Here is a 19,822-nt window from a genome sequence, read left to right as displayed (position 1 = left end):
CATCATGGCATGGCAATATCGTTCCGTACATTGCGGAGAAGTAACGAATGAACACGTAGGGCAAGAAGTAGTCCTGAACGGATGGGTGCAAAAGCGCCGCGACCTGGGAGGCGTCATCTTTATCGATTTCCGCGACCGTACCGGAATCGTGCAAATCGTCTTCAACCCGGAATTTGACAAGGCGGCATGGGAGATCGCGGACAAGGTTCGCAGCGAGTATGTGCTGGCAGTCAAGGGCACTGTGGTCAAACGCGCCCCGGAAGCCGTCAACCCGAAAATCCCGACTGGCGAAATCGAAGTCCACATCGCGGACATTCAGATCGTCAACGAAGCGAAAACACCGCCGTTTGCCATCGAAGACGAGATCGATGTGGATGAGCAGGTTCGCCTGAAGTACCGCTACCTCGACCTGCGCCGTCCGGAGATGCAGCGTTCGCTGATCCTGCGCAGCAAGGCGGCAAAAGCGTTCCGCGACTTCCTCGACGAAAACGGCTTCGTGGAAGTGGAGACGCCGATGCTGACCAAAAGTACGCCGGAAGGTGCCCGCGACTACCTGGTGCCGTCCCGCGTTCATCCGGGCGAATTTTATGCGCTGCCGCAATCGCCGCAGCTGTTCAAGCAGTTGCTGATGGTATCCGGTCTGGAGCGCTACTACCAGATCGTCCGCTGCTTCCGCGACGAAGACCTGCGCGCTGACCGTCAGCCGGAATTCACCCAGGTCGACATCGAGACATCCTTCCTGTCCATGGAAGAGATTTTGCCAATGATGGAAAAAATGGTCGCACATGTCTTCAAGCAAACGATCGGCGTCGACGTGCCGACTCCGTTCCCTCGCCTCACCTATGCGGAAGCGATGGGACGCTATGGCTCCGACAAGCCGGACATCCGCTTTGGCATGGAGCTGGTCGATGTATCTGATGTCGTTGCGGGCAGCGACTTCAAAGTGTTCGCCAGCGTAGCGTCGAGCGGTGGACAGGTAAAAGCGATCAACGCCAAAGGCTGCGGTCACTACTCCCGCAAAGAGGCGGACGACCTGGCGAAATTCGCTTCCCGCTACGGGGCTAAAGGTCTTGCCTGGATCGGCATCAAGGACGGAGAGCTGAAAGGGCCAATCGTCAAATTCTTCAAGGAAGAAGAGATCGCCGAGCTGAAGAAGCGTTTGAACGCCGAAGAAGGGGACCTGCTCCTGTTCGTTGCGGACAAGCCGAAAGTGGTCGCAGACGCCCTGGGCGCACTGCGCAGCAAGCTGGGTGCCGAGCTCGGCCTGATCGATCACAGCAAGTTCGCCTTCCTCTGGGTAGTTGACTTCCCGCTGGTCGAGTGGGACGAGGACCAAAAGCGCTACGTTGCGCTGCACCATCCGTTCACCCGTCCGAAAGACGAGGACCTGCACCTGTTCGATACCGATCCGGGGAAAATCCGTGCGCAAGCCTACGACATGGTGCTCAACGGCTACGAGCTGGGCGGCGGTTCGATGCGGATTTACAAGCGCGATGTCCAGGAGAAAATGTTCCAGGCACTCGGCTTTACGCCGGAAGAGGCGCGCGAGCAATTCGGCTTCCTGATGGATGCATTCGAGTACGGAACACCTCCACACGGCGGGATCGCTCTCGGACTCGACCGTCTGATCATGCTGCTGGCTGGCCGCACCAACCTGCGTGAGGTCATCGCCTTCCCGAAAACGGCGAGCGCGAGCGACCTGATGGTAAACGCACCGGATGTGGTCGCGCCAAAACAGCTTGCCGAGCTGAACATCGCCACCATCGCCAAGGAAGAAGAATAGGTCCAGGCGTAAGCGGCTTGCAATCCGGCATGACCCTTTGATACATTGGTAATACTTGTACTAAGCCCTGCAATGTGCGTGAAATCTTATCGTTTTGAGCCACAAGATTTGATCGGGGAGTTTGCTGTCCAAGGCTGCAAAGACATGCCTCCGTCGAGTGGACGTCTGACGCGGCTTGGCAAAACACCCACCTGCGAGGAGCAGGTTCAAAACGGAGGAGTACACGGCATGATGGGGCTCCTTTTTTGATGTGAATCCTACTTTTCCGATTGAGAATAAATTTGTTTGCGAAAGGTGAAAACAATGCTTCATCAATTTTCCCGTTGTGAATTGGCCTTCGGTCCTGAAGGTTTGGAAAAAATGAAAAACAGCCGCGTCGCCGTCCTCGGTATCGGCGGTGTCGGTTCCTTTACTGTCGAGGCTTTGGCGCGTACCGGGGTAGGCAAGCTGGTGCTGGTGGACAAGGACGTCGTTGACATCACCAACTGCAACCGGCAAATTCACGCTACGCTGAATACGATCGGCCAAAAGAAAGCCGAACTGATGAAAGAGCGGGTTGCCACGATCAATCCGGAGTGCGAGGTTGTTACGCTGAACATGTTTTACAGCGCGGAGACGGCCGACGAGCTGTTTGCCCATGAGCTGGATTACATCGTGGACGCGATGGACATTATGACCGCCAAGCTGCACATTATCGAAGAGGCAAAGCGGCGCAATATCCCGATCATCTCCAGCATGGGAGCCGCCAACAAAATGGACCCGACCCGTTTTGAGGTAGCGGATATTTCCCAGACGAGCTACGACCCGATCGCCAAGGTGATTCGCCGCGAACTGCGCAAGCGGGGTATCCACAAAGGAGTAAAAGTGGTCTACTCCCGCGAGACTCCGGTCGAAATCCGCACCGATGTACGCAGCCAGATCGTCAGCGATCCCAACTCCCCGATCAGCAAAGTGCGGCAGCCCCCGGCGAGCAACGCGTTCGTACCGTCGGTTGCCGGTCTGATTCTTGCCAGCGTCGTGGTGCGCGACTTGATCGACTGGCAGCCGGCAAAAGGGTAAACAGCACAACCCGACAAACGAAGAACCTCTTCCCGCCAGGCAGACATGGGAAGAGGTTCTCATCATATTCGCGGAGCGCGGCCGAGAAGGGGAGGGGAGCAGGCACAGTGTCACTGCGTTCCCTTCTCGCCGAAATACCGCGCGTAAATTTTTGCCTCGACGCCGGAGTTTTGCGGCTTGTAGAAGCTCGATCCGTTTACTTCCGGCGGCAAATACGCGATCCGGCTGTTCGGATGGTCGATCGGGTTTACGTACGACTTGGAGCCGTCCCGGATGTCTGCCGGGACATCGTACGCCTTGGTGTTGCGGACCAGATCCATTGCCTTGTTGATCGCCTTGTAGGCGCTGTTTGACTTCGGAGACTCGCAGATGTAGATGACCGCCTCCGCCAAGGGAAGCCGTGCTTCCGGCATCCCGATAAACTGGACCGCTTCCTTCGCTGCTACCGCTACTTGCAAGGCATGCGGGTTCGCCATGCCGACGTCCTCGACAGCGTGGACGACGATGCGTCTGGCGATGTAGAGCGGGTCTACGCCGACGTACAAAAGCCGGGCCAGCCAATAGATCGCTGCATCCGTCTGACCGCCGCGCATCGATTTGATCAAGGCGGAAGTCAGGTTGTAAAAATCAGTTGTCGACGTATTGTTCAGGCGCAGCTGGTACGCTTCCTTGACCTTTTCCAGGGTGATCGTCTTCGTATCCCACAAGGAGTAGTACGCTGTTTCCAGGGCGCTTAACGCATTGCGAATATCGCCGTTGCTGACATCGACCAGATAGCGCATGGCGTCTTCATCGATGCTGAGATCCTCTTCACCGAGTCCTCGTTGCGGGTCGGTCAAGGCAGTCGCAATGATTTCCTTGACTTCCTCATCGGATAACGGAGTCAACGTATAGACTCGGCACCGGGACACGAGGGGCGGAATGATGTCGTGCATCACACTTTCCGTCGTGGCGCCGATCAGTGTGATCGTACCGTCTTCAACTGCGGGCAACAGCGACATTTGCACATTGCTTTTCAAGGCGTGAATTTCGTCGATAAACAAAATCGTCCGTTTCTGGTACAGCTTGTAGTCTTCTCTTGCTGTCTCCACCGCATTGCGCAAGTCGGCCATGCCGAGAGAGACGGCATTCAGACGGACAAAATGGGCATTCGTCATCTGGCTGATGATCGTGGCCAGACTGGTTTTTCCGCTGGATGGAGGACCTTGCAGGATCATGGAAGTCAGCCTGTCTGTCTCAATCGCGCGGCGCAGTACCTTGCCCTCGCCGAGCAGATGTTTTTGCCCAAAAAATTCATCGAGGTTCCTCGGGCGCATCCGTTCGGCCAGTGGCTGATGCTTCTTTGGCTCCTCAGGGGTAAAATCGAATAAGTCCATAGCTCCACCTTGTTTTCGTGATTTTCTGGCTTTCCGGTTTCCCTTGTATTGTACAATTACTCACGGCAATTGGGCAAAAAACCTTTTTTGCAATTTTCACCCCCGCTGAATGTATGTTAGAATTATCCCGATATCTTCCCTGAAAATGCGAAAATTCGCCTTTGGGGTAACAAGCGGCGGGATTCTCTTTGATATATCTAGGCAATTCCTATATACTTTTCTTGAATTGAAGCATTTGCCCGTTGGAAAGACAAGCCATGAAAAAACTCCCCCGCGCGATGGGGGGAGTGAATCGTCAAGTACGGACATCTCCGCCTGGTTTGTTGGGCAGATCACCGTTTTCATTCGGCTGCTTGCTCTGTTCGCTTGCTCCGGTTCGCGCCTTGTGAGCGATCGTTCCTGCAGGGTATTCGTTCCACGGTTCAGCCAGTCGGTTCTTGCGGCCTCTGTCCCCGCTTTTGTTAATGGACATCTTGCTCTCACCCCCTCGATTTAGTGTATCCCTGTATAGACAAGTCATGTGTAGGGGCGAAAGCTTCATGGAGAACGATAGAGAAGGAGAGTTGTTGCACGTGAAGATCTCAACCAAAGGAAGATACGGACTTACGATTATGATGGAGTTGGCTCACCGTTTTGGCGAAGGACCTACTTCGCTTCGCAGCATTGCGCAGCGGCATGACTTGTCCGAGCATTACCTGGAGCAGCTGATCGCTCCACTGCGCAATGCCGGTCTGGTAAAAAGCATTCGCGGGGCATACGGGGGCTACGTGTTGGCCAAGCAGCCCGACGAAATCTCGGCCGGAGACGTCATCCGCGTCCTGGAGGGACCGATCAGCCCGGTGGAATTTGCCGAGGAGGAAGACGCAGCAAAGCGCTACCTGTGGCTGCGCATTCGCGACAGCATTTCGTCTGTTCTCGATACGACATCGCTGCACGATCTGATTACGTATCAGGATGACGGCCGTACAGACAATTACATGTTCTACATCTAATTTCAAAGCAGAAGGTGACTGCATTGTCTCATATTACGTACTACGACCACGCTGCTACCACGCCGGTCCATCCTCGCGTCGTAGAGGCGATGGTGCCGTATTTTACCCAGGTGTTCGGAAATCCGTCCAGCGTCCACGCGTTCGGGCGAAAAGCGCGTCAGGCTGTAGAAAAGGCACGGGAGGAGATTGCCGGGCTGCTTGAGGTCGAGCCGAAGTCGCTCATTTTTACGAGCGGCGGTACCGAGGCCGACAATATGGCGATCATCGGTGCGGCGATGGCAGCGCAAGAAAAAGGGCGCCATGTCATCACGTCGCAAGTCGAGCATCACGCCGTCCTGCACGCCTGTGAGCATCTGCAGCAGATGGGCTTTGAGGTGACCTACCTGCCTGTGGACGAGACGGGAATGGTCAGCCTTGCAGACTTGGCGGAGGCGATACGAACGGATACGATCCTCGTCTCGATCATGTACGGAAACAACGAAGTCGGGACGATCCAGCCAGTCGTAGAGATCGGGCGCTTTCTGCAGGAGCGGGGCATCCTCTTCCATACGGATGCGGTGCAGGCGTTCGGTGTGCTGCCACTGCGGATCAGTGAACTGCCGGTAGACCTGCTCTCGGTCTCCGCGCACAAAATCAACGGCCCCAAAGGCGTCGGCGCCCTGTATCTGGGACGAAACATCGCATTTACACCGCTTTTGCACGGCGGCAACCAGGAGCGAAAACGCCGCGCGGGTACGGAAAACCTCGCCGGGATCGTCGGCTTTGCCGAAGCGGTCAAAATCGCGGTCAGCGAGCGCGAGGAGCGAGCCGAGAAGTATCGGCAGATCAAGGATGCGCTCTTGTCCACATGGCGACGGGACGGGCTTTCGTTTGCGGTAAACGGTCATCCAGACATGGTCATGCCGCATATTTTGAACGTCAGCTTCCTCGGAATCGACACGGAGACGATGCTGATGAACCTTGATCTGGCGCAGATCGCGGCTTCCAGCGGATCGGCCTGTACGTCCGGCTCCCTGGAAATCTCGCATGTGCTCAAAGCAATGAAGCTGCCCGAGGAACGGACGAGCTCGGCGATTCGCTTCAGCTTCGGCATCACGAATACGGTCGAAGAGGCGACAGAAGCAGCAGAGAAAATCGCGAAAATAGTCCAGCGTCTCAAGCGGTAGTCGGCTTGTCAGAAGCGGGAAAACGATTTACAATCGAATGTAAACCATGAGGAAATCCACTTTGTCGCAAAGTGGATTTTTTTCCTGCAAAGGAACCTCAATGAGCGTGTAAGGAGGCGGTCACATGGAGGAGCAGCAGGCGATCTCCTTGTTTGCCGAGACATATGTACGCGGATTTCTTGTGCAGGAAATTTTCTATAATGAAGAAACGTGGTACGGCGTTATCCGTCTTAAAATAGAAGAGACAACGGAAAACACCAAGGAATCGGAAATCGTCGTGGTGGGCAATTTTCCACGCCCTCATCCAGATGAATTGTATACATTTTACGGGGAGTGGAAGACACATCCTCGCTTCGGGCAGCAGTACGCAGCCCATCGCTATGAACGGGAGACGCCGAAAACGATCTCCGGTGTGGAACGGTACCTGGCGAGCGGACTGTTCCAGGGAATCGGCAAGAAAATGGCAAAGCGCATCGTCGAACATCTCGGAGTAGACGCCCTGGCGATCATCGCCGGACAACCGGAGCGGCTGGCCGAAATCCCCGGTATCTCCGAGGCGCGTGCGAAGCTGATCTACGACTCCGTGATGGAGCATCGCACCCTGGAGAGCGCGATGGTCTTCATGTACGACTTCGGGATTGGCGTGCATATGGCATTGCAGATTTTCCAAACCTACAAGCTGGAGACGATGACGGTGCTGACCGAGGAGCCGTACCGCCTGATTGAAGACATCCAGGGCATCGGCTTCAAACGTGCGGATGATATTGCCCGCGCTACGGGAATTGCCGCCTCTTCGGAGGAGCGAGTGAAGGCAGCGGCACTGTTTTTGCTCAAAGAGGCCTCCTACGCCGAGGGCCACGTCTACCTGCCGGCGGACGAGCTGTGCGAAAAGACGAAGCGTCTCTTGGACGAGTGCGGCGGCCACGTGTTTTCCGCAGAAGAGATCAGGCTGGCTGTGGAAGCGATGTTCGTTGCCAGTAAAGTGGTGTGGGAAGACGAGCGCGTCTACCTGCCGTCCTTATTTTTTGCCGAACTGGGCCTGGCCAATCGGCTGTTGCATTTTGCCAAGCGCGACGAGCTGCCGACATTCCCCAGCTCGGAGTTTTACCGCGCGGTCGGGGAAGTGGAGGACGAGCTCGGGATTACCTATGCCCAGACGCAGCGGGATGCGATTGAAAAAGCGATCACATCCGGCCTGATGCTCTTGACGGGCGGCCCGGGAACGGGAAAGACGACGGTGATTCGGGGAATTTGCCGCGTCTTCGCGCAGTTGCACGGTCTGTCGCTCGACTTGAAAAAGTACGGCGAGGACAATCCGTTTCCGATCCTGCTCACAGCGCCGACCGGACGGGCTGCCAAACGAATGACGGAGACGACAGGTTTGCCGGCGATGACGATCCATCGGCTGCTCGGCTACAAAGGGGAGAGTTTTGACCACGACTCTGAGCATCCCATCCGCGGCCGTCTGCTGATCGTCGACGAGATGTCGATGGTGGACATCTGGCTGGCCAATCAGTTGTTTCGCGCTGTGCCCGACGACATGCAGATCATCATGGTAGGCGACCCGGACCAGCTACCCTCTGTGGGACCAGGCAACGTATTGCAGGACATGATCCACTCCGGCCTGCTGCCGCTGGTCGAGCTGAACGAAATATACCGGCAAGCCGAGGAATCGACGATCATCCGCCTCGCCCACGATGTACGCAAGGGCAATATCCCGGAGGATTTGCTGCATACGACCCCGGATCGGCGATTTTTCACAAGTTTGCCACAAGATGTCCCGGAAGCGGTGAAACAAATTTGCGCAGGAGCCGTAAAGAAAGGGTATACAGCAAAAGATATACAAGTGCTGGCTCCCATGTACAAAGGAATTGCCGGTGTCAACCGTTTGAATGAAGAATTGCAGGAGTTGTTTAATCCGAAAACACCGGGGAAACGGGAAGTGACGTTCGCAGAGACGTCATTTCGTACAGGGGACAAGGTGTTGCAACTGGTGAACAATGCAGAAGAGCAGGTGTTCAATGGTGACATGGGGGAAATTGTCGCGATCTTTTTCCCGAATGAAAATGCTGAAAATGAAGAGATGATGGTTGTGTCCTTTGAAGGCCGGGAAGTGGTGTACAAGCGTTCCATGTATCATCAACTGACGCTTGCCTACTGCTGTTCTGTGCACAAATCCCAAGGGAGCGAATTTCCCATCGTGATCATGCCGTTTGTCAAAAGCTACTACCGGATGCTGCGGCGAAAACTCGTCTACACCGGAATTACCCGAAGCAAGTCGTTTCTGATCATGTGCGGTGAACCGGAAGCGTTTCGCACAGCCGTGCTGACAGATGAAGAAGGAGTGCGCTACAGCTTCCTGGAAGAGCGGCTGAAGCAGCAATCGTAGTTGGAACCATTTGCGCCGAATGGGGCTGCTCCTTTCGCCCGATACTAAGGAAGCGGAAGGGGGAAATCCCACATGCGCAAGGCATTGGATGTAGTCGGTTTGCCAGTCATGTGTCTTGAGACAGGGGAGACGCTTGGCACTGTCCACGACATTCTATGCGACTCCACTTGGCATGTACGCGGAGTATTGCTGAGCGAACCGGGGTGGTTTCATCCTGGCACGTACATTCCTTCCGAACGGATTCATGCGGTAGGCGATGCATGCCTGACCGTATCGGGTAAAGACGCGATCACATCCTTCCAACATCTCGCCGGTACCGAACCAGTCGGCATTGTCACGGGAAAGTCAAAATTAAAAGGCAAGGCGGTAATAACCGCTTCTGGAGAAATCCTGGGCGTGGTGGAAGATGTTTACTTTTCTGCTGACTGGGAGAAACTAGTCGGGTACGAGCTTTCCAATGGTTGGCTTGCTGACGTTACGGAAGGACGCAAGCGAATGAACGTGCCTGCATCTGTCATTGTCGGAGAAGAAAACCTGATCGTGCCGGATACGGTTCGTACCCTAGCGTGAATGAGGGAGGATTTTAAGTGATGCGTGTCATTTGCCCGAACTGTAGCTCGAAAGATATCGGAAAAATTGGAACCAATCAGTACTATTGCTGGAATTGTTTTATCGAGATGAGCGTGAATAACGAACAGATTGCCTCGGTGTACCAGGTTGAGGAAGATGGTTCCCTTCACTCGCTCAACGACCTGTTTATCGAGGAACAAAGCGCTCAGCCCGCCCAGCTCAACATGTAGGCAAACGCAAAAATCATCGGAGGTGGCTGGTTTGTTAACCCGAAGCCTGTTTCGCGTCCTCGTTACGAGCGGAGTGCTCGCGGTCATCGGCTACCTGATGGCCCCGCGCCGCAAGAAGCGCGGCTTTTCGTTCAATCTGAACCGGATGCCGATTTCCATGAAAGACGTGATGCGCATGGCAAAAGCAAGCCGCAAGATGATTCGTGCAGCCGTGCGTTAAAGTGCAGATCGTGCAGTAGCGGACCTCCATCTTATATGCCGTTTACAAGAAAATGCCCAAGGTGTGGACTCCACCCTGGGCATTTTCTTGCGTATTAGGATTGTTCGGCTGGCTGTTTTTCTTTTTGCTTTTGGTTTTTGAAGCGGCCGATCAAGATGACGCCGACGACGACTGCGACGATGAATACCCATTTGATCCACGGGTAAACGCCAAAGACAGAAGCGAGCAGTGGTTCCTGGGTGACCATCTTACCGGCGGTGTACGCCAGGATCGCAGCCCCGATAGTAATGACGATCGGGTAGCGCTCCATGAATTTCAGAATCAGGGTGCTTCCCCAAACCATGATCGGAATACTGATCAACAGACCGATAACGACCAGTACAAAATGACCGTGTGCAGCACCTGCGACTGCGATCACGTTGTCCAGACCCATGACGGTATCGGCAACGACGATGGTCCAGATCGCCGATGCGAGCGAACCGCTGGCCTTGATGTTGTCATGGCCGGAATCGGAGGTCAAGAGCTTGATCGAGATCCAGATCAGGATCAGACCGCCAATACCGAGCAAGCCCGGGATTTGCAGCAGCCAGACGACAGCGAGTGTAGCCAATGCACGAATGATAATCGCTCCGGCTGTTCCCCAAATAATTGCCTTTTTTTGCTGGTGCTTCGGAAGGTTGCGCGCTGCCATCCCGATGACAATCGCATTGTCCCCCGCCAAAACCAAGTCGATGACAATAATGGCTAGAAGTGCGGACCAAAACTCAGGTGTCATCAGAAGATCCATGTTTCTTTTTTCCTCCTTTTTGTCTCGCGGATATTGAAGAACCATCGGGCCGTTTTCTTCAACCTCCCATAGTTTGTGTAAAGAGGGAAAAAGAAAACGACCTTTCCCTGGACAGGCAAAGGTCGTCGTTTGATAAACACAGAAAAGACCTTTACCTGTCAGGCAAAGGTCTTGCTTACAACATGAGAAGAACATGTTGCCAACACAGCCGGGGATTTCTCCCGTAATGACGACTATGTTGCTAAAAAGCTACTCCCCTTTGGAGATATGTTCTTGTATCACTATACTACTTCGAGGCTTGCTTTTCTGTCAATAGTGATTTTGACTGTTGCGAAACGCCAGGAAAATCAGCATTTTTCTCGACTGGCCGGAATAAAGCCGGTCAGCAGCGCTCCGCCTGAGGGGTGATTGCTGGCAGTCAGATTGCCTCCGTGCAGGCGTACGATTCTTTGGGAAATGGTCAAGCCCAACCCGCTGCCTCCCGTAGAGCGGTTTCGCGATTCCTCGGCACGGTAGAGCGGTTCGAACACGCGCTGCAGCTCTTCGGACGAAAAGCCCGGTCCCGTGTCCCGTATCGCAAACTGTACGTACTGGTCCTCGGTTGTACAGTGAACGGCAATTTCACCACCGACCGGGGTGAAACGGACGGCGTTGTCCAGAAGGTTGTCGATCGCCCGAACCAACAAATGCCTGTCGCCGCGAATGAGGCAACCTTCGGCCAAGTGAGACGAGAGCGCGATCTGTTTTTGCGCTGCTTGCGGACGCAGGCTGTCTAGCGCCTGCTCCAGGACGTGGGCGAGATCGACTGTGTTGTAATGCGGTTTTGCTTCTACGTAATCCATCTTTGCAAATGTAAACAGGTCCTCAACCAGCCGGTCCAATTGCGCCGACTTTTCCTTGCAAACCGCCACGTATTTGCGCATTTTATCCGGCGATTGGGCTATGCCTTGTTCCAGACCGTCCAAATAGCCGCGCAAGGCGAACAGCGGTGTACGCAAATCGTGTGCGACAGCGGCGATCACGAAACGGCGCTCTTCTTCGAGCTCCGCCTGTTTGCGCCGGGAAGTCTCAAGTCCCTTGACCATCACGTCAAATCCGTCGCCCACTTCTGCAATTTCCGTTATGCCCGAAGAGGGGAGCTGCACATCCCAATCCCCGTGGGCAATTTGTCTGGCTGCCGCGCTCATTTTCTCAAGCGGCTGCAACAGCAGTCTGCGCATTGCCGCACCGACGATCAGAAAAGCGAGGACGAGCCCTGCAGACGCCGCAATCATTTGCAGCGTATTCGACCTTGGCAGGTACATGACTACCTTGCCGAGCAAGTGTCCGTCCGCTATGATTGAGTACCGTTCGACTGCCGACAGGGCACGATCGTGCTTCGCGTGGGAGCGGTACAGTTCGGCTCCGCTGGCAGAGAGCAGCACGACCTCCATCCGCGCCTGCCGGACAAGCAAATGCAATTCCTTTTGCCAAGCAGGGTCCGTCCATTTGTCCGTATTGGCTTCAAGCAGGTGCATCACCTCGTTCATTTGCCGCTGGACATCCGCGTCGTACGTCCGATTCGTTGCAAAGCGAACCGTGTCGGTCTCCAGATAGTGGGCGGTGACAAAAAATAGCCACGGCAAAAGAAGGATAAAGAGCAGGCACAGGACGGTAAACGTGCGGATGCGCATTGTTCTCAAGTCATCCTCCCTCGAAGCGATAGCCGATTCCCCAGACGTTGACGAGGTGCTGAGGCTGATTCGGATCGGATTCGATTTTTTCCCGCAGACGGCTGAGATGGACGCGGATCGTATGCTTGTCGCCAACGCCCTCCCAGAATTTGTCCAACAGTTGTTCATAGGAAAACACGTGCTTCGGATGTTCCGCAAACAAGCACAGCAGCTCGAATTCTTTCGGTGTGAGCAAGACCTGCTTGCCATCGACGATCACGTCCCGCGTGGACAAGTTGATCTGAATACGCCCGTAATCGAGGATGATGCCTCCCGCCTGCTGCTGGTTTGTCGTACGCCGCAGGACGGCTTTTACTCGGGCGACAATCTCTCCCGGAGAGGCGGTTTTGACGATGTAATCGTCGCCGCCCAAAGTCAGCCCGCGTATCTTGTCCACATCCTCGCTGCGGGCGCTCAGGAAGAGGATCGGCACATTGCTTTTTGCCCGGATGGAGCGGCATAGCTCAAACCCGTTTTGTCCCGGCATCATCACATCGAGGACGATACAGTGAACGGGCGTTTGCTGGAAGACTGACCACGCCTGCGCTGCGTCACAGGCGGTGATTACGTGAAACTGCTCATTCTCCAGAAAGTCCCGCAACAGTTCGACGATGCTCGGATCGTCGTCTACAACGAGAATCGTATGTCTTGCATGCATCGGCAATCCCACCTTTGCCTCTTAGTGTACCATGTTTTCCGAGCGTTCACGGGACGCTGCGCGTTCTGTGATCGTTTGTTTATTGTTTTGTGACAGTTTGTTTGCATCGTTTGAGAGATTCGCCTGCTATCATCCCTGTAGTGCCGGAAGCAGGGTTTTAATGCCCGATAGCGGACTGGCAAATCGAAACTGCGGGGTGGTAGAGCACATGGCAAAACGATATAGCGCATACGGATTTCTGGCTTTTGTGAGCATCGGATTTGTCCTGTACGCCTTGGTATTCAACTATATCATCGATCCGGAGGCGGAAGCATTTTTGCGCCATAAAACCGGTCTGAAGCGCGAACTGAACCTTTCGACCTGGCTGAATGTCATGTACATACACGTCGGCTTTGCCTGCGTCGCGCTGCTGGCGGGGCTGCTCAATCTGTCCGGGCGTGTCCTGCAAAAAAGCCGCGCACTGCACCGCGCAAACGGATACGTATATATCGTCTCCGTTCTGGTGGTCGTACTGACTTCCGGGTATATGGCGCCATACGCCACCGGCGGAAAGGCGAGCAGCATGGTCTTTAATGCGATCAATATGATCTGGCCGTTTATGACGATTATGGCGATCCTCTCCATCAAAAAGGGGCGGATTGTCCAGCACCAGAACTGGATGATCCGCAGCTACGCCTTTTGTTTTACGAACATGGTGATTCACCTGATCGCCGCACTGTTTCATCAGGGGTTCGGCTTCACGTATGTGACGAGCTATACCATTGGCGTGTACAGCTCGCTCGCGCTGCTCCTGCTGATTCCCGAGATCATCATCCGGGTGCGCAGCCGTGCCCAAGCAGCGCATCACTGACACATGCAGGGACTTAAAAAGCAATAGCGCAGCGCGACGTTGCTGGTACATGTTTTTCCCGGCTGTGTGAAAGGCTAAGGGAGTAACAGGCCAACGAGGGAGGGGGGTGGCGAGGTGGATGAACTTCGACGCAGCCGACTGTTCGCGATGGCGATCTGGCTGATCGTGCTGCTTGTCATCGGCAATTTGCTCTGGCTGCTTCGTCCGGTGGTTTCCCAACTGCTCCACCTGCTGGGAGAAGTGTTCGTACCCGTGCTAGTCGGGCTGGTGATCGCCTATATCCTCCATCCAATCGTGCAGATTCTCGAACGCAGGCGCGTGCCGCGGATGATGGCGGTACTGCTCATCTACGCCTCGTTCGTCCTGCTGATGACGATTGCTGTGATCAACGCGATCCCGATTTTCACCGCGCAATGGACGGAGCTGGCGGATGACCTCCCGCGCTTGCAGGAGTGGTACTACAAGTGGATGAGCGAATGGGAGGCGCACAAGTATTTTTTGCCGGAGAGCATTTCGCTTGGTGTCGACCGTGTGATTATCCAGTCGCAGGAGCGCATGTCTCACTCCGTCACGGAGCTGGTCAACAACGCCCGCAATACACTCGGCAAGCTGCTCGCCTACGCCGTCGTCCCGTTCATCGCGTTTTACCTGCTCAAAGATATGAAAGGGCTGCATCGCACCGGAATGATGCTCGTTCCCGCTGTGTACCGCAAGCAAGTCCTGGCCGTAATGCGGGACGTGAATGAATCGCTGGGAAATTACATACACGGGCAAATGACCGTCGCTCTCATCGTCGGATTGTTTGCCTATTTGGGGTACTGGCTGATCGACATGCCGTATCCGTTTGTGCTCGCTGCTTTTGTCTGTCTGACCAATATCATTCCGTACATCGGGCCGTTGATCGGAGCGGCTCCTGCTGTCGTCGTCGCCTTGACCTTGTCGACGAAAATGCTGGTGATGGTGATTGTGCTCAACCTGATCATTCAGATCGTGGAGGGAAACATCCTTTCCCCCAACATTGTCGGCCGATCGCTTCACCTGCACCCGATCCTGATTATCATGGCACTGCTGGCCGGAGAGGCGATCGGCGGCATCGTCGGAATGATTGTCGCGGTACCGATTTTGGCGATCTGCAAAGTCGTGATCAGCCGCATCGCTTTGATCCTCCATGAAAGTTGACAGTGCACGCGGAAAAAATTTATAATACGGTCATAAAACAGCAAGTCGATCAATGAGGGAACGAGTACGTCGCAGACCTTTTTACAGAGAGGGCGCTCCACGGTTGAGAGGGCGGCCAGAAGAAGTGCGGCAGAAGGCTACTCCCGAGACCGGGCAAAAATCGGCGGTTTGGCACCGTTACATGCCAGTAAAGCGACAGCGAGCGCTCCTTTTTGTGGAGCAGGTCTGTAAGCAGGGTGGTACCGCGAGAAAACAGTTCTCGTCCCTGAGGGGATGAGGGCTTTTTTATTTTTTTCAGGAGGAGATATGCATGAAAAAGCTGACAGGAAATCAGATTCGCAAGATGTTTCTCGATTTTTTTGTGGAAAAAGGGCATCGGATTGAACCGAGCGCTTCGCTCGTACCGGTGGACGACCCATCGCTGTTGTGGATCAACAGCGGCGTAGCCACGCTGAAAAAGTATTTTGACGGCCGCATCATCCCGGACAACCCGCGCATCACCAACTCGCAAAAGTCGATCCGTACCAACGATATTGAAAACGTCGGACGTACGGCCCGCCACCATACTTTCTTTGAAATGCTGGGGAACTTCTCCATTGGCGATTACTTCAAGGAAGAAGCGATTACCTGGGCATGGGAGTTTTTGACCAGCCCGAAATGGATCGGCTTCGATCCGGAGCGTCTCTCCGTAACGATCCATCCCGAAGATGAGGAAGCGTTTGAAATCTGGCATAAAAAGATTGGCGTTCCGGAAGAGCGAATCATTCGTCTGGAAGGCAACTTCTGGGACATCGGCGAAGGTCCGAGCGGCCCGAATACCGAGATTTTCTACGATCGCGGCGAGAGCTTCGGCAACGACCCGAACGATCCCGAGCTGTATCCAGGCGGGGAAAACGAGCGCTACCTGGAAGTGTGGAACCTCGTATTCTCCCAGTTCAACCACAACCCGGACGGCACGTACACGCCGCTGCCAAAGAAAAACATCGATACCGGAATGGGTCTGGAGCGCATGGCTTCGGTACTGCAAGAAGTGGACAACAACTTCGAAACAGACTTGCTGTTCCCGCTGATTGAAAGAACATGTGCTATCTCCGGCGTGAAGTACAAGGCAGACGCCGAGACGGATGTCGCACTGAAAGTGATCGCCGACCATGCCCGCACAGTCGTGTTTGCGATTGGCGACGGTGCGCTGCCGTCCAACGAAGGCCGCGGCTACGTGATTCGCCGCCTGCTGCGTCGCGCAGTGCGAATGGGCAAAAAGCTGGGCGTAGAGAAGCCGTTCCTGTACAGCCTGACCGAGACCGTGGGCGAGATGATGGGCGAGTTTTATCCGGAAGTGGTGGAGAAACGCAGCTTCATCGAGAAGGTCATTCGCGCCGAAGAGGAGCGTTTCCACGAGACGTTAAACGACGGCCTGGCGATTTTGGCAGAGATGGTCAAAACGGCAAAAGCAAATGGAGAGAAACAAATCAGCGGCAAAGACGTATTTAAGATGTACGACACGTACGGTTTCCCGGTTGACCTGACCGAGGATTTTGCCGCCGAGCAAGGGCTGAGCATCGATCGCGAGGGATTTGAACAAGCGATGGAAGAACAGCGCGAGCGTGCCCGTGCAGCCCGTCAGGACGTAGACAGCATGCAGACCCAGGGAGGTCCGCTCTCCGATTTGACGGTTACAAGCCAATTTGTTGGTTATACTGAATTGGTAGCAAGCGGAAAAGTGGAAGCGATCATTTGGAACAACGAGCTGACAGAGGCGGCAGAAGAGGGACAAACTGTGCAGGTGATCCTCGATCGCACGCCGTTCTACGCTGAGAGCGGAGGTCAGATCAACGACGAGGGGTACTTGACCTCTGATCTGGTGAAGGCGCGCGTAACCGATGTGCAAAAAGGTCCAAAAGGGCAAAATGTGCATACGGTTGTCGTGGAAGCAGGGACGCTGCGCAAAGGAGACGAGATTCGCGCCGAAGTCAACCGCGATGCGCGACTGGCGATTACGAAAAACCATACGGCGACGCACCTGCTGCACCAGGCGCTAAAAGACGTGCTGGGCTCTCACGTCAACCAGGCAGGTTCGCTGGTTGCACCCGAGCGGCTGCGTTTTGACTTTACGCACATCAGCTCGATTTCACCAGAAGAGCTGGAGCGGATCGAAGCGATCGTCAACGAAAAAGTATGGGCGAATCTGGCTGTCGACATTTTCAACAAGTCACTGGCCGAAGCCAAAGAGATGGGCGCGATGGCGCTGTTTGGCGAAAAGTACGGAGACGTCGTCCGCGTCGTGCAGGTAGGCGATTACAGCCTGGAGCTGTGCGGCGGCTGCCACGTGGTCAATACGGCGGAGATCGGCCTGTTCAAGATCGTCAGCGAAAGCGGCATCGGGGCAGGTACACGCCGGATCGAGGCTGTCACAGGTCGCGGTGCGTACCAGTTCCTCAACCAGCAGTTTGCCTTGCTGAAAGAAGTCGCCAACGGGCTGAAAGCTCCGGTACTGGCGGAAGTGCCTGCACGCGTCGAAGGCCTGCAGCAGCAACTGAAAGAGGTCCAGCGTGAAAACGAATCGCTGCGCGCCAAGCTGGGCAACATCGAAGCAGCGGCTCTCGTCGACCAGATGAAGCAGGTAGATGGCATTCAGGTGCTGGCTGCGCGCGTCTCCGCTGCCGACATGGACAACCTTCGCGGCATGGTAGACGAGTTGAAAAACAAGCTCGGTTCTGCCGTGATTGTGCTCGGTGCAGCCGAGGGTGACAAGGTCAACCTGGTCGCTGGCGTGACGAAAGACCTAATGGACAAAGGCATCCACGCCGGAAAAATCATCAAGGAAGTGGCCACTCGCTGCGGCGGTGGAGGAGGCGGAAGACCTGATATGGCACAGGCTGGCGGGAAAGATCCGTCCAAGCTGCAGGATGCGCTCGACGCAGTAGCCGATCTGGTCAAAAGCCAGGTTGCAGTCAAATAGTGCCATTTTCGAAAGAATTTTGCGGTACTGCAAGGAGTAGGGTTGTCTGAAGTCGAATAGTGTGGAAGAGAAGGACTTTTGCTATAGAGAAGTCTGTAGGAAATCGAGGTGTTGATTGTGAGTTCGTTGGATAATACGATGAAGTTCACAGTGCCGCAAGAAGCCAGTGCAGCAGATGTACGAGAGACGCTGCAAGAGGTGTACAAGGCTCTGCAGGAGAAAGGATACAACCCAACCACCCAGATCGTAGGGTACTTGCTTTCTGGCGATCCGGCGTTCATTCCACGGCACAACAACGCACGCAGCCTGATTGGCAAACTGGAACGGGACAAAATCATAGAAGAGTTGGTGACAGTATACTTGTCACGCGACAAGGAAGCCTAAAAGATGGCGAGAATTTTGGGATTGGATGTCGGCGACAAGACGATTGGCGTCGCCGTGAGTGATGAGATGGGCTGGACGGCTCAAGGTCTGGAGACGATCCGGCGGGAGTCCAAGGAAAAGGATTTGGCTCGATTGAACGAATGGATCGCCCAGTATCAGGTGGCCGAGATCGTCGTCGGACTGCCCAAAAACATGAACGGGACGATTGGTCCGCGCGCGGAGCTGTGCCAGGCTTTTGCCACGTTCTTGCAGGAGCGTACCTCTTTGCCTGTTCACATGTGGGATGAAAGACTGACGACGATGGCTGCCGAGAAAATGCTGATCTCGGCAGATGTAAGCCGTAAAAAGCGCAAAACCGTAATTGACAAAATGGCGGCCACATTGATCCTGCAGGGATACTTGGACGCAAAATCGAGGTGACTACGATGAGTGAAGAAATGAACGAAGAGTTTGAGGTAGGCGACGTCATCGCCCTGACAGAAGAAGGGACAGACGAACCGCGCGACTTCCGCATCATGTACATTTTTGACATCGAAGACCGCAGCTATCTGGTGCTGGTACCGGTAGACCAGGAAGAGGAAGAAGAGTACGAGGTTCACTTCCTGCGTTACGACGGCACGGACATGCTGATCCCGATCGAAGACGACGACGAGTGGGAGCAGGTCGAAGCTACCTTTGAGACGCTGATTACTGATCTGGAGAAAGACGAAATCTGATGAATGAGGGGCTATCCCACACGTCGAAAGACTGCGGATAGCCCTCTTTTCTGGGCATCTGCACGTTCGGCAAAATTGCTACATTTTCTCGTAAATCAGTCTTCGCTTATATGGTAAGATAGGAGTATTACGGACCGGGAGAGAACGAATGGGTAAAAAAATAGGGTTGGCTGTGTTTTACGCCGGTATTGCTCTTGTCATCTACCTGTACGGCGAAACGATTCTGGAATGGTTTCAGGAGTCGGACAACCTCGTCCTGATTACGGTCATGGCGACGGTAATGGCTTTTTTTCCCGTCATCCCTTATCCGATTGTCGGAGGGGTGATCGGAGCAGCCTACGGTCCGATTGTCGGAGGGCTGATCACCTGGATCGGCTCTACTGCCGCTTCCATCCTGATGTTTTTGGTCGTCCGCTACGGCTATCAGGAATGGGGGATGCGGGTGCTTGCGCGCTATGAGCGAATTGGCAGACTGGGCGCGATGTTTGAGCGAAATGCGTTCGTCGCGATCGCATTCGTCCGGCTTGTCCCAATCGTGCCTTCCATTATCGTCAACATGTACGCTGCGCTGCACCGCGTTTCGTTCGCTACGTATGCGATCGCTTCGGCCCTGGGGAAGATCCCGGCGATGCTTTTGTTCGCGGTGGTAGGGGACAACCTGATGACCGAGCCGCGCAACATCCTCTTGGCGATCGGCATTTACGCGATCTTTCTCGCAGTGATTTTGCGCCTGCATCGAATCTGGCAGAGAAAACAGCAGTTGAAAAAGCAAATATAGGGAATGGTAACCCC

The 19,822-nt window shown here is 54.7% G+C and carries 20 protein-coding genes and 1 other RNA gene; 16 read left to right on the top strand and 5 right to left on the bottom strand.

What is annotated here, in order from left to right:
- Positions 1 to 4 precede the first annotated feature (4 nt).
- The 3 genes from aspS to ACAF76_RS14460 all read left to right on the top strand — a co-directional run bounded on the left by aspS (position 5) and on the right by ACAF76_RS14460 (position 2,842).
- Complete coding sequence (gene aspS, locus ACAF76_RS14470; RefSeq protein ID WP_421616834.1) at positions 5 to 1,783, top strand: aspartate--tRNA ligase; 1,779 nt, start codon at positions 5 to 7, stop codon at positions 1,781 to 1,783.
- Positions 1,784 to 1,844: 61 nt separating this feature from the next.
- A non-coding RNA gene (ssrS, locus tag ACAF76_RS14465) (6S RNA) lies at positions 1,845 to 2,025 on the top strand.
- A gap of 61 nt (positions 2,026 to 2,086) precedes the next feature.
- Positions 2,087 to 2,842 carry a tRNA threonylcarbamoyladenosine dehydratase gene (locus tag ACAF76_RS14460; RefSeq protein WP_421616833.1) on the top strand — a complete coding sequence of 252 codons (756 nt, stop codon included), beginning with the start codon at positions 2,087 to 2,089 and terminating at the stop codon, positions 2,840 to 2,842.
- 110 nt (positions 2,843 to 2,952) lie between these two features.
- Here the strand turns inward: ACAF76_RS14460 and ACAF76_RS14455 are convergent, their stop codons facing one another.
- Both ACAF76_RS14455 and ACAF76_RS14450 read right to left on the bottom strand, forming a co-directional pair.
- The gene (locus ACAF76_RS14455; RefSeq protein WP_421616832.1) at positions 2,953 to 4,218 is read right to left on the bottom strand and encodes a replication-associated recombination protein A; all 1,266 of its coding nucleotides are present in this window, start codon (positions 4,216 to 4,218) and stop codon (positions 2,953 to 2,955) included.
- Between the two features lie 295 nt (positions 4,219 to 4,513).
- Positions 4,514 to 4,690: a hypothetical protein gene (locus ACAF76_RS14450; protein WP_421616831.1), complete on the bottom strand. Its 177-nt coding sequence runs from the start codon at positions 4,688 to 4,690 to the stop codon at positions 4,514 to 4,516.
- A gap of 100 nt (positions 4,691 to 4,790) precedes the next feature.
- On the opposite strand from ACAF76_RS14450, the gene cymR reads away from it, so the two are divergent.
- The 6 genes from cymR (at position 4,791) to ACAF76_RS14420 (ending at position 9,785) form a co-directional block, all read left to right on the top strand.
- On the top strand, positions 4,791 to 5,210 hold the full coding sequence (gene cymR, locus ACAF76_RS14445) for a cysteine metabolism transcriptional regulator CymR (protein WP_421616830.1): 420 nt from the start codon (positions 4,791 to 4,793) through the stop codon (positions 5,208 to 5,210).
- 89 nt (positions 5,211 to 5,299) lie between these two features.
- Positions 5,300 to 6,376, top strand: coding sequence for a cysteine desulfurase family protein (locus tag ACAF76_RS14440; RefSeq protein ID WP_421617919.1), 1,077 nt, complete (start codon positions 5,300 to 5,302; stop codon positions 6,374 to 6,376).
- Between the two features lie 124 nt (positions 6,377 to 6,500).
- Positions 6,501 to 8,765 (top strand): ATP-dependent RecD-like DNA helicase, encoded by a 2,265-nt coding sequence (locus tag ACAF76_RS14435; protein ID WP_421616829.1) that lies wholly within the window; start codon positions 6,501 to 6,503, stop codon positions 8,763 to 8,765.
- Positions 8,766 to 8,837: 72 nt separating this feature from the next.
- On the top strand, positions 8,838 to 9,335 hold the full coding sequence (locus ACAF76_RS14430; protein WP_421616828.1) for a PRC-barrel domain-containing protein: 498 nt from the start codon (positions 8,838 to 8,840) through the stop codon (positions 9,333 to 9,335).
- 20 nt (positions 9,336 to 9,355) lie between these two features.
- On the top strand, positions 9,356 to 9,565 hold the full coding sequence (locus ACAF76_RS14425; RefSeq protein WP_421617918.1) for a hypothetical protein: 210 nt from the start codon (positions 9,356 to 9,358) through the stop codon (positions 9,563 to 9,565).
- A gap of 31 nt (positions 9,566 to 9,596) precedes the next feature.
- Entirely contained in the window at positions 9,597 to 9,785 is a 189-nt protein-coding gene (locus ACAF76_RS14420) for a hypothetical protein (RefSeq protein WP_421616827.1), read from the top strand.
- 94 nt (positions 9,786 to 9,879) lie between these two features.
- On the opposite strand, the gene ACAF76_RS14415 is transcribed toward ACAF76_RS14420, so the two are convergent.
- The 3 genes from ACAF76_RS14415 to ACAF76_RS14405 all read right to left on the bottom strand — a co-directional run bounded on the left by ACAF76_RS14415 (position 9,880) and on the right by ACAF76_RS14405 (position 12,942).
- Positions 9,880 to 10,572 carry a TerC family protein gene (locus tag ACAF76_RS14415; RefSeq protein ID WP_421616826.1) on the bottom strand — a complete coding sequence of 231 codons (693 nt, stop codon included), beginning with the start codon at positions 10,570 to 10,572 and terminating at the stop codon, positions 9,880 to 9,882.
- A 347-nt stretch (positions 10,573 to 10,919) separates the two neighbouring features.
- Positions 10,920 to 12,254, bottom strand: a complete 1,335-nt coding sequence (locus ACAF76_RS14410) for a sensor histidine kinase (RefSeq protein ID WP_421616825.1) — start codon at positions 12,252 to 12,254, stop codon at positions 10,920 to 10,922.
- Position 12,255: 1 nt separating this feature from the next.
- Positions 12,256 to 12,942 carry a response regulator transcription factor gene (locus ACAF76_RS14405; protein ID WP_421616824.1) on the bottom strand — a complete coding sequence of 229 codons (687 nt, stop codon included), beginning with the start codon at positions 12,940 to 12,942 and terminating at the stop codon, positions 12,256 to 12,258.
- 208 nt (positions 12,943 to 13,150) lie between these two features.
- Here ACAF76_RS14405 and ACAF76_RS14400 point away from each other — a divergent pair, with 208 nt between their 5' ends.
- The 7 genes from ACAF76_RS14400 to ACAF76_RS14370 all read left to right on the top strand — a co-directional run bounded on the left by ACAF76_RS14400 (position 13,151) and on the right by ACAF76_RS14370 (position 19,808).
- Positions 13,151 to 13,792, top strand: coding sequence for a DUF2306 domain-containing protein (locus ACAF76_RS14400; RefSeq protein ID WP_421616823.1), 642 nt, complete (start codon positions 13,151 to 13,153; stop codon positions 13,790 to 13,792).
- Between the two features lie 114 nt (positions 13,793 to 13,906).
- Entirely contained in the window at positions 13,907 to 14,971 is a 1,065-nt protein-coding gene (locus tag ACAF76_RS14395) for an AI-2E family transporter (RefSeq protein WP_421616822.1), read from the top strand.
- Positions 14,972 to 15,281: 310 nt separating this feature from the next.
- On the top strand, positions 15,282 to 17,930 hold the full coding sequence (gene alaS / locus ACAF76_RS14390; RefSeq protein ID WP_421616821.1) for an alanine--tRNA ligase: 2,649 nt from the start codon (positions 15,282 to 15,284) through the stop codon (positions 17,928 to 17,930).
- Between the two features lie 117 nt (positions 17,931 to 18,047).
- Complete coding sequence (locus ACAF76_RS14385; RefSeq protein WP_421616820.1) at positions 18,048 to 18,314, top strand: IreB family regulatory phosphoprotein; 267 nt, start codon at positions 18,048 to 18,050, stop codon at positions 18,312 to 18,314.
- 3 nt (positions 18,315 to 18,317) lie between these two features.
- Positions 18,318 to 18,734 (top strand): Holliday junction resolvase RuvX, encoded by a 417-nt coding sequence (gene ruvX, locus ACAF76_RS14380; RefSeq protein WP_421616819.1) that lies wholly within the window; start codon positions 18,318 to 18,320, stop codon positions 18,732 to 18,734.
- Positions 18,735 to 18,739: 5 nt separating this feature from the next.
- On the top strand, positions 18,740 to 19,030 hold the full coding sequence (locus ACAF76_RS14375) for a DUF1292 domain-containing protein (protein ID WP_421616818.1): 291 nt from the start codon (positions 18,740 to 18,742) through the stop codon (positions 19,028 to 19,030).
- Positions 19,031 to 19,178: 148 nt separating this feature from the next.
- Positions 19,179 to 19,808, top strand: a complete 630-nt coding sequence (locus ACAF76_RS14370; RefSeq protein WP_421616817.1) for a TVP38/TMEM64 family protein — start codon at positions 19,179 to 19,181, stop codon at positions 19,806 to 19,808.
- The last annotated feature ends 14 nt before the right edge of the window (positions 19,809 to 19,822 follow it).

The organism is Brevibacillus sp. TJ4 (assembly GCF_044627595.2).
Classification (GTDB): Bacteria; Bacillota; Bacilli; order Brevibacillales; family Brevibacillaceae; genus Brevibacillus.
This window is presented reverse-complemented; position numbering and strand designations above follow the sequence as displayed.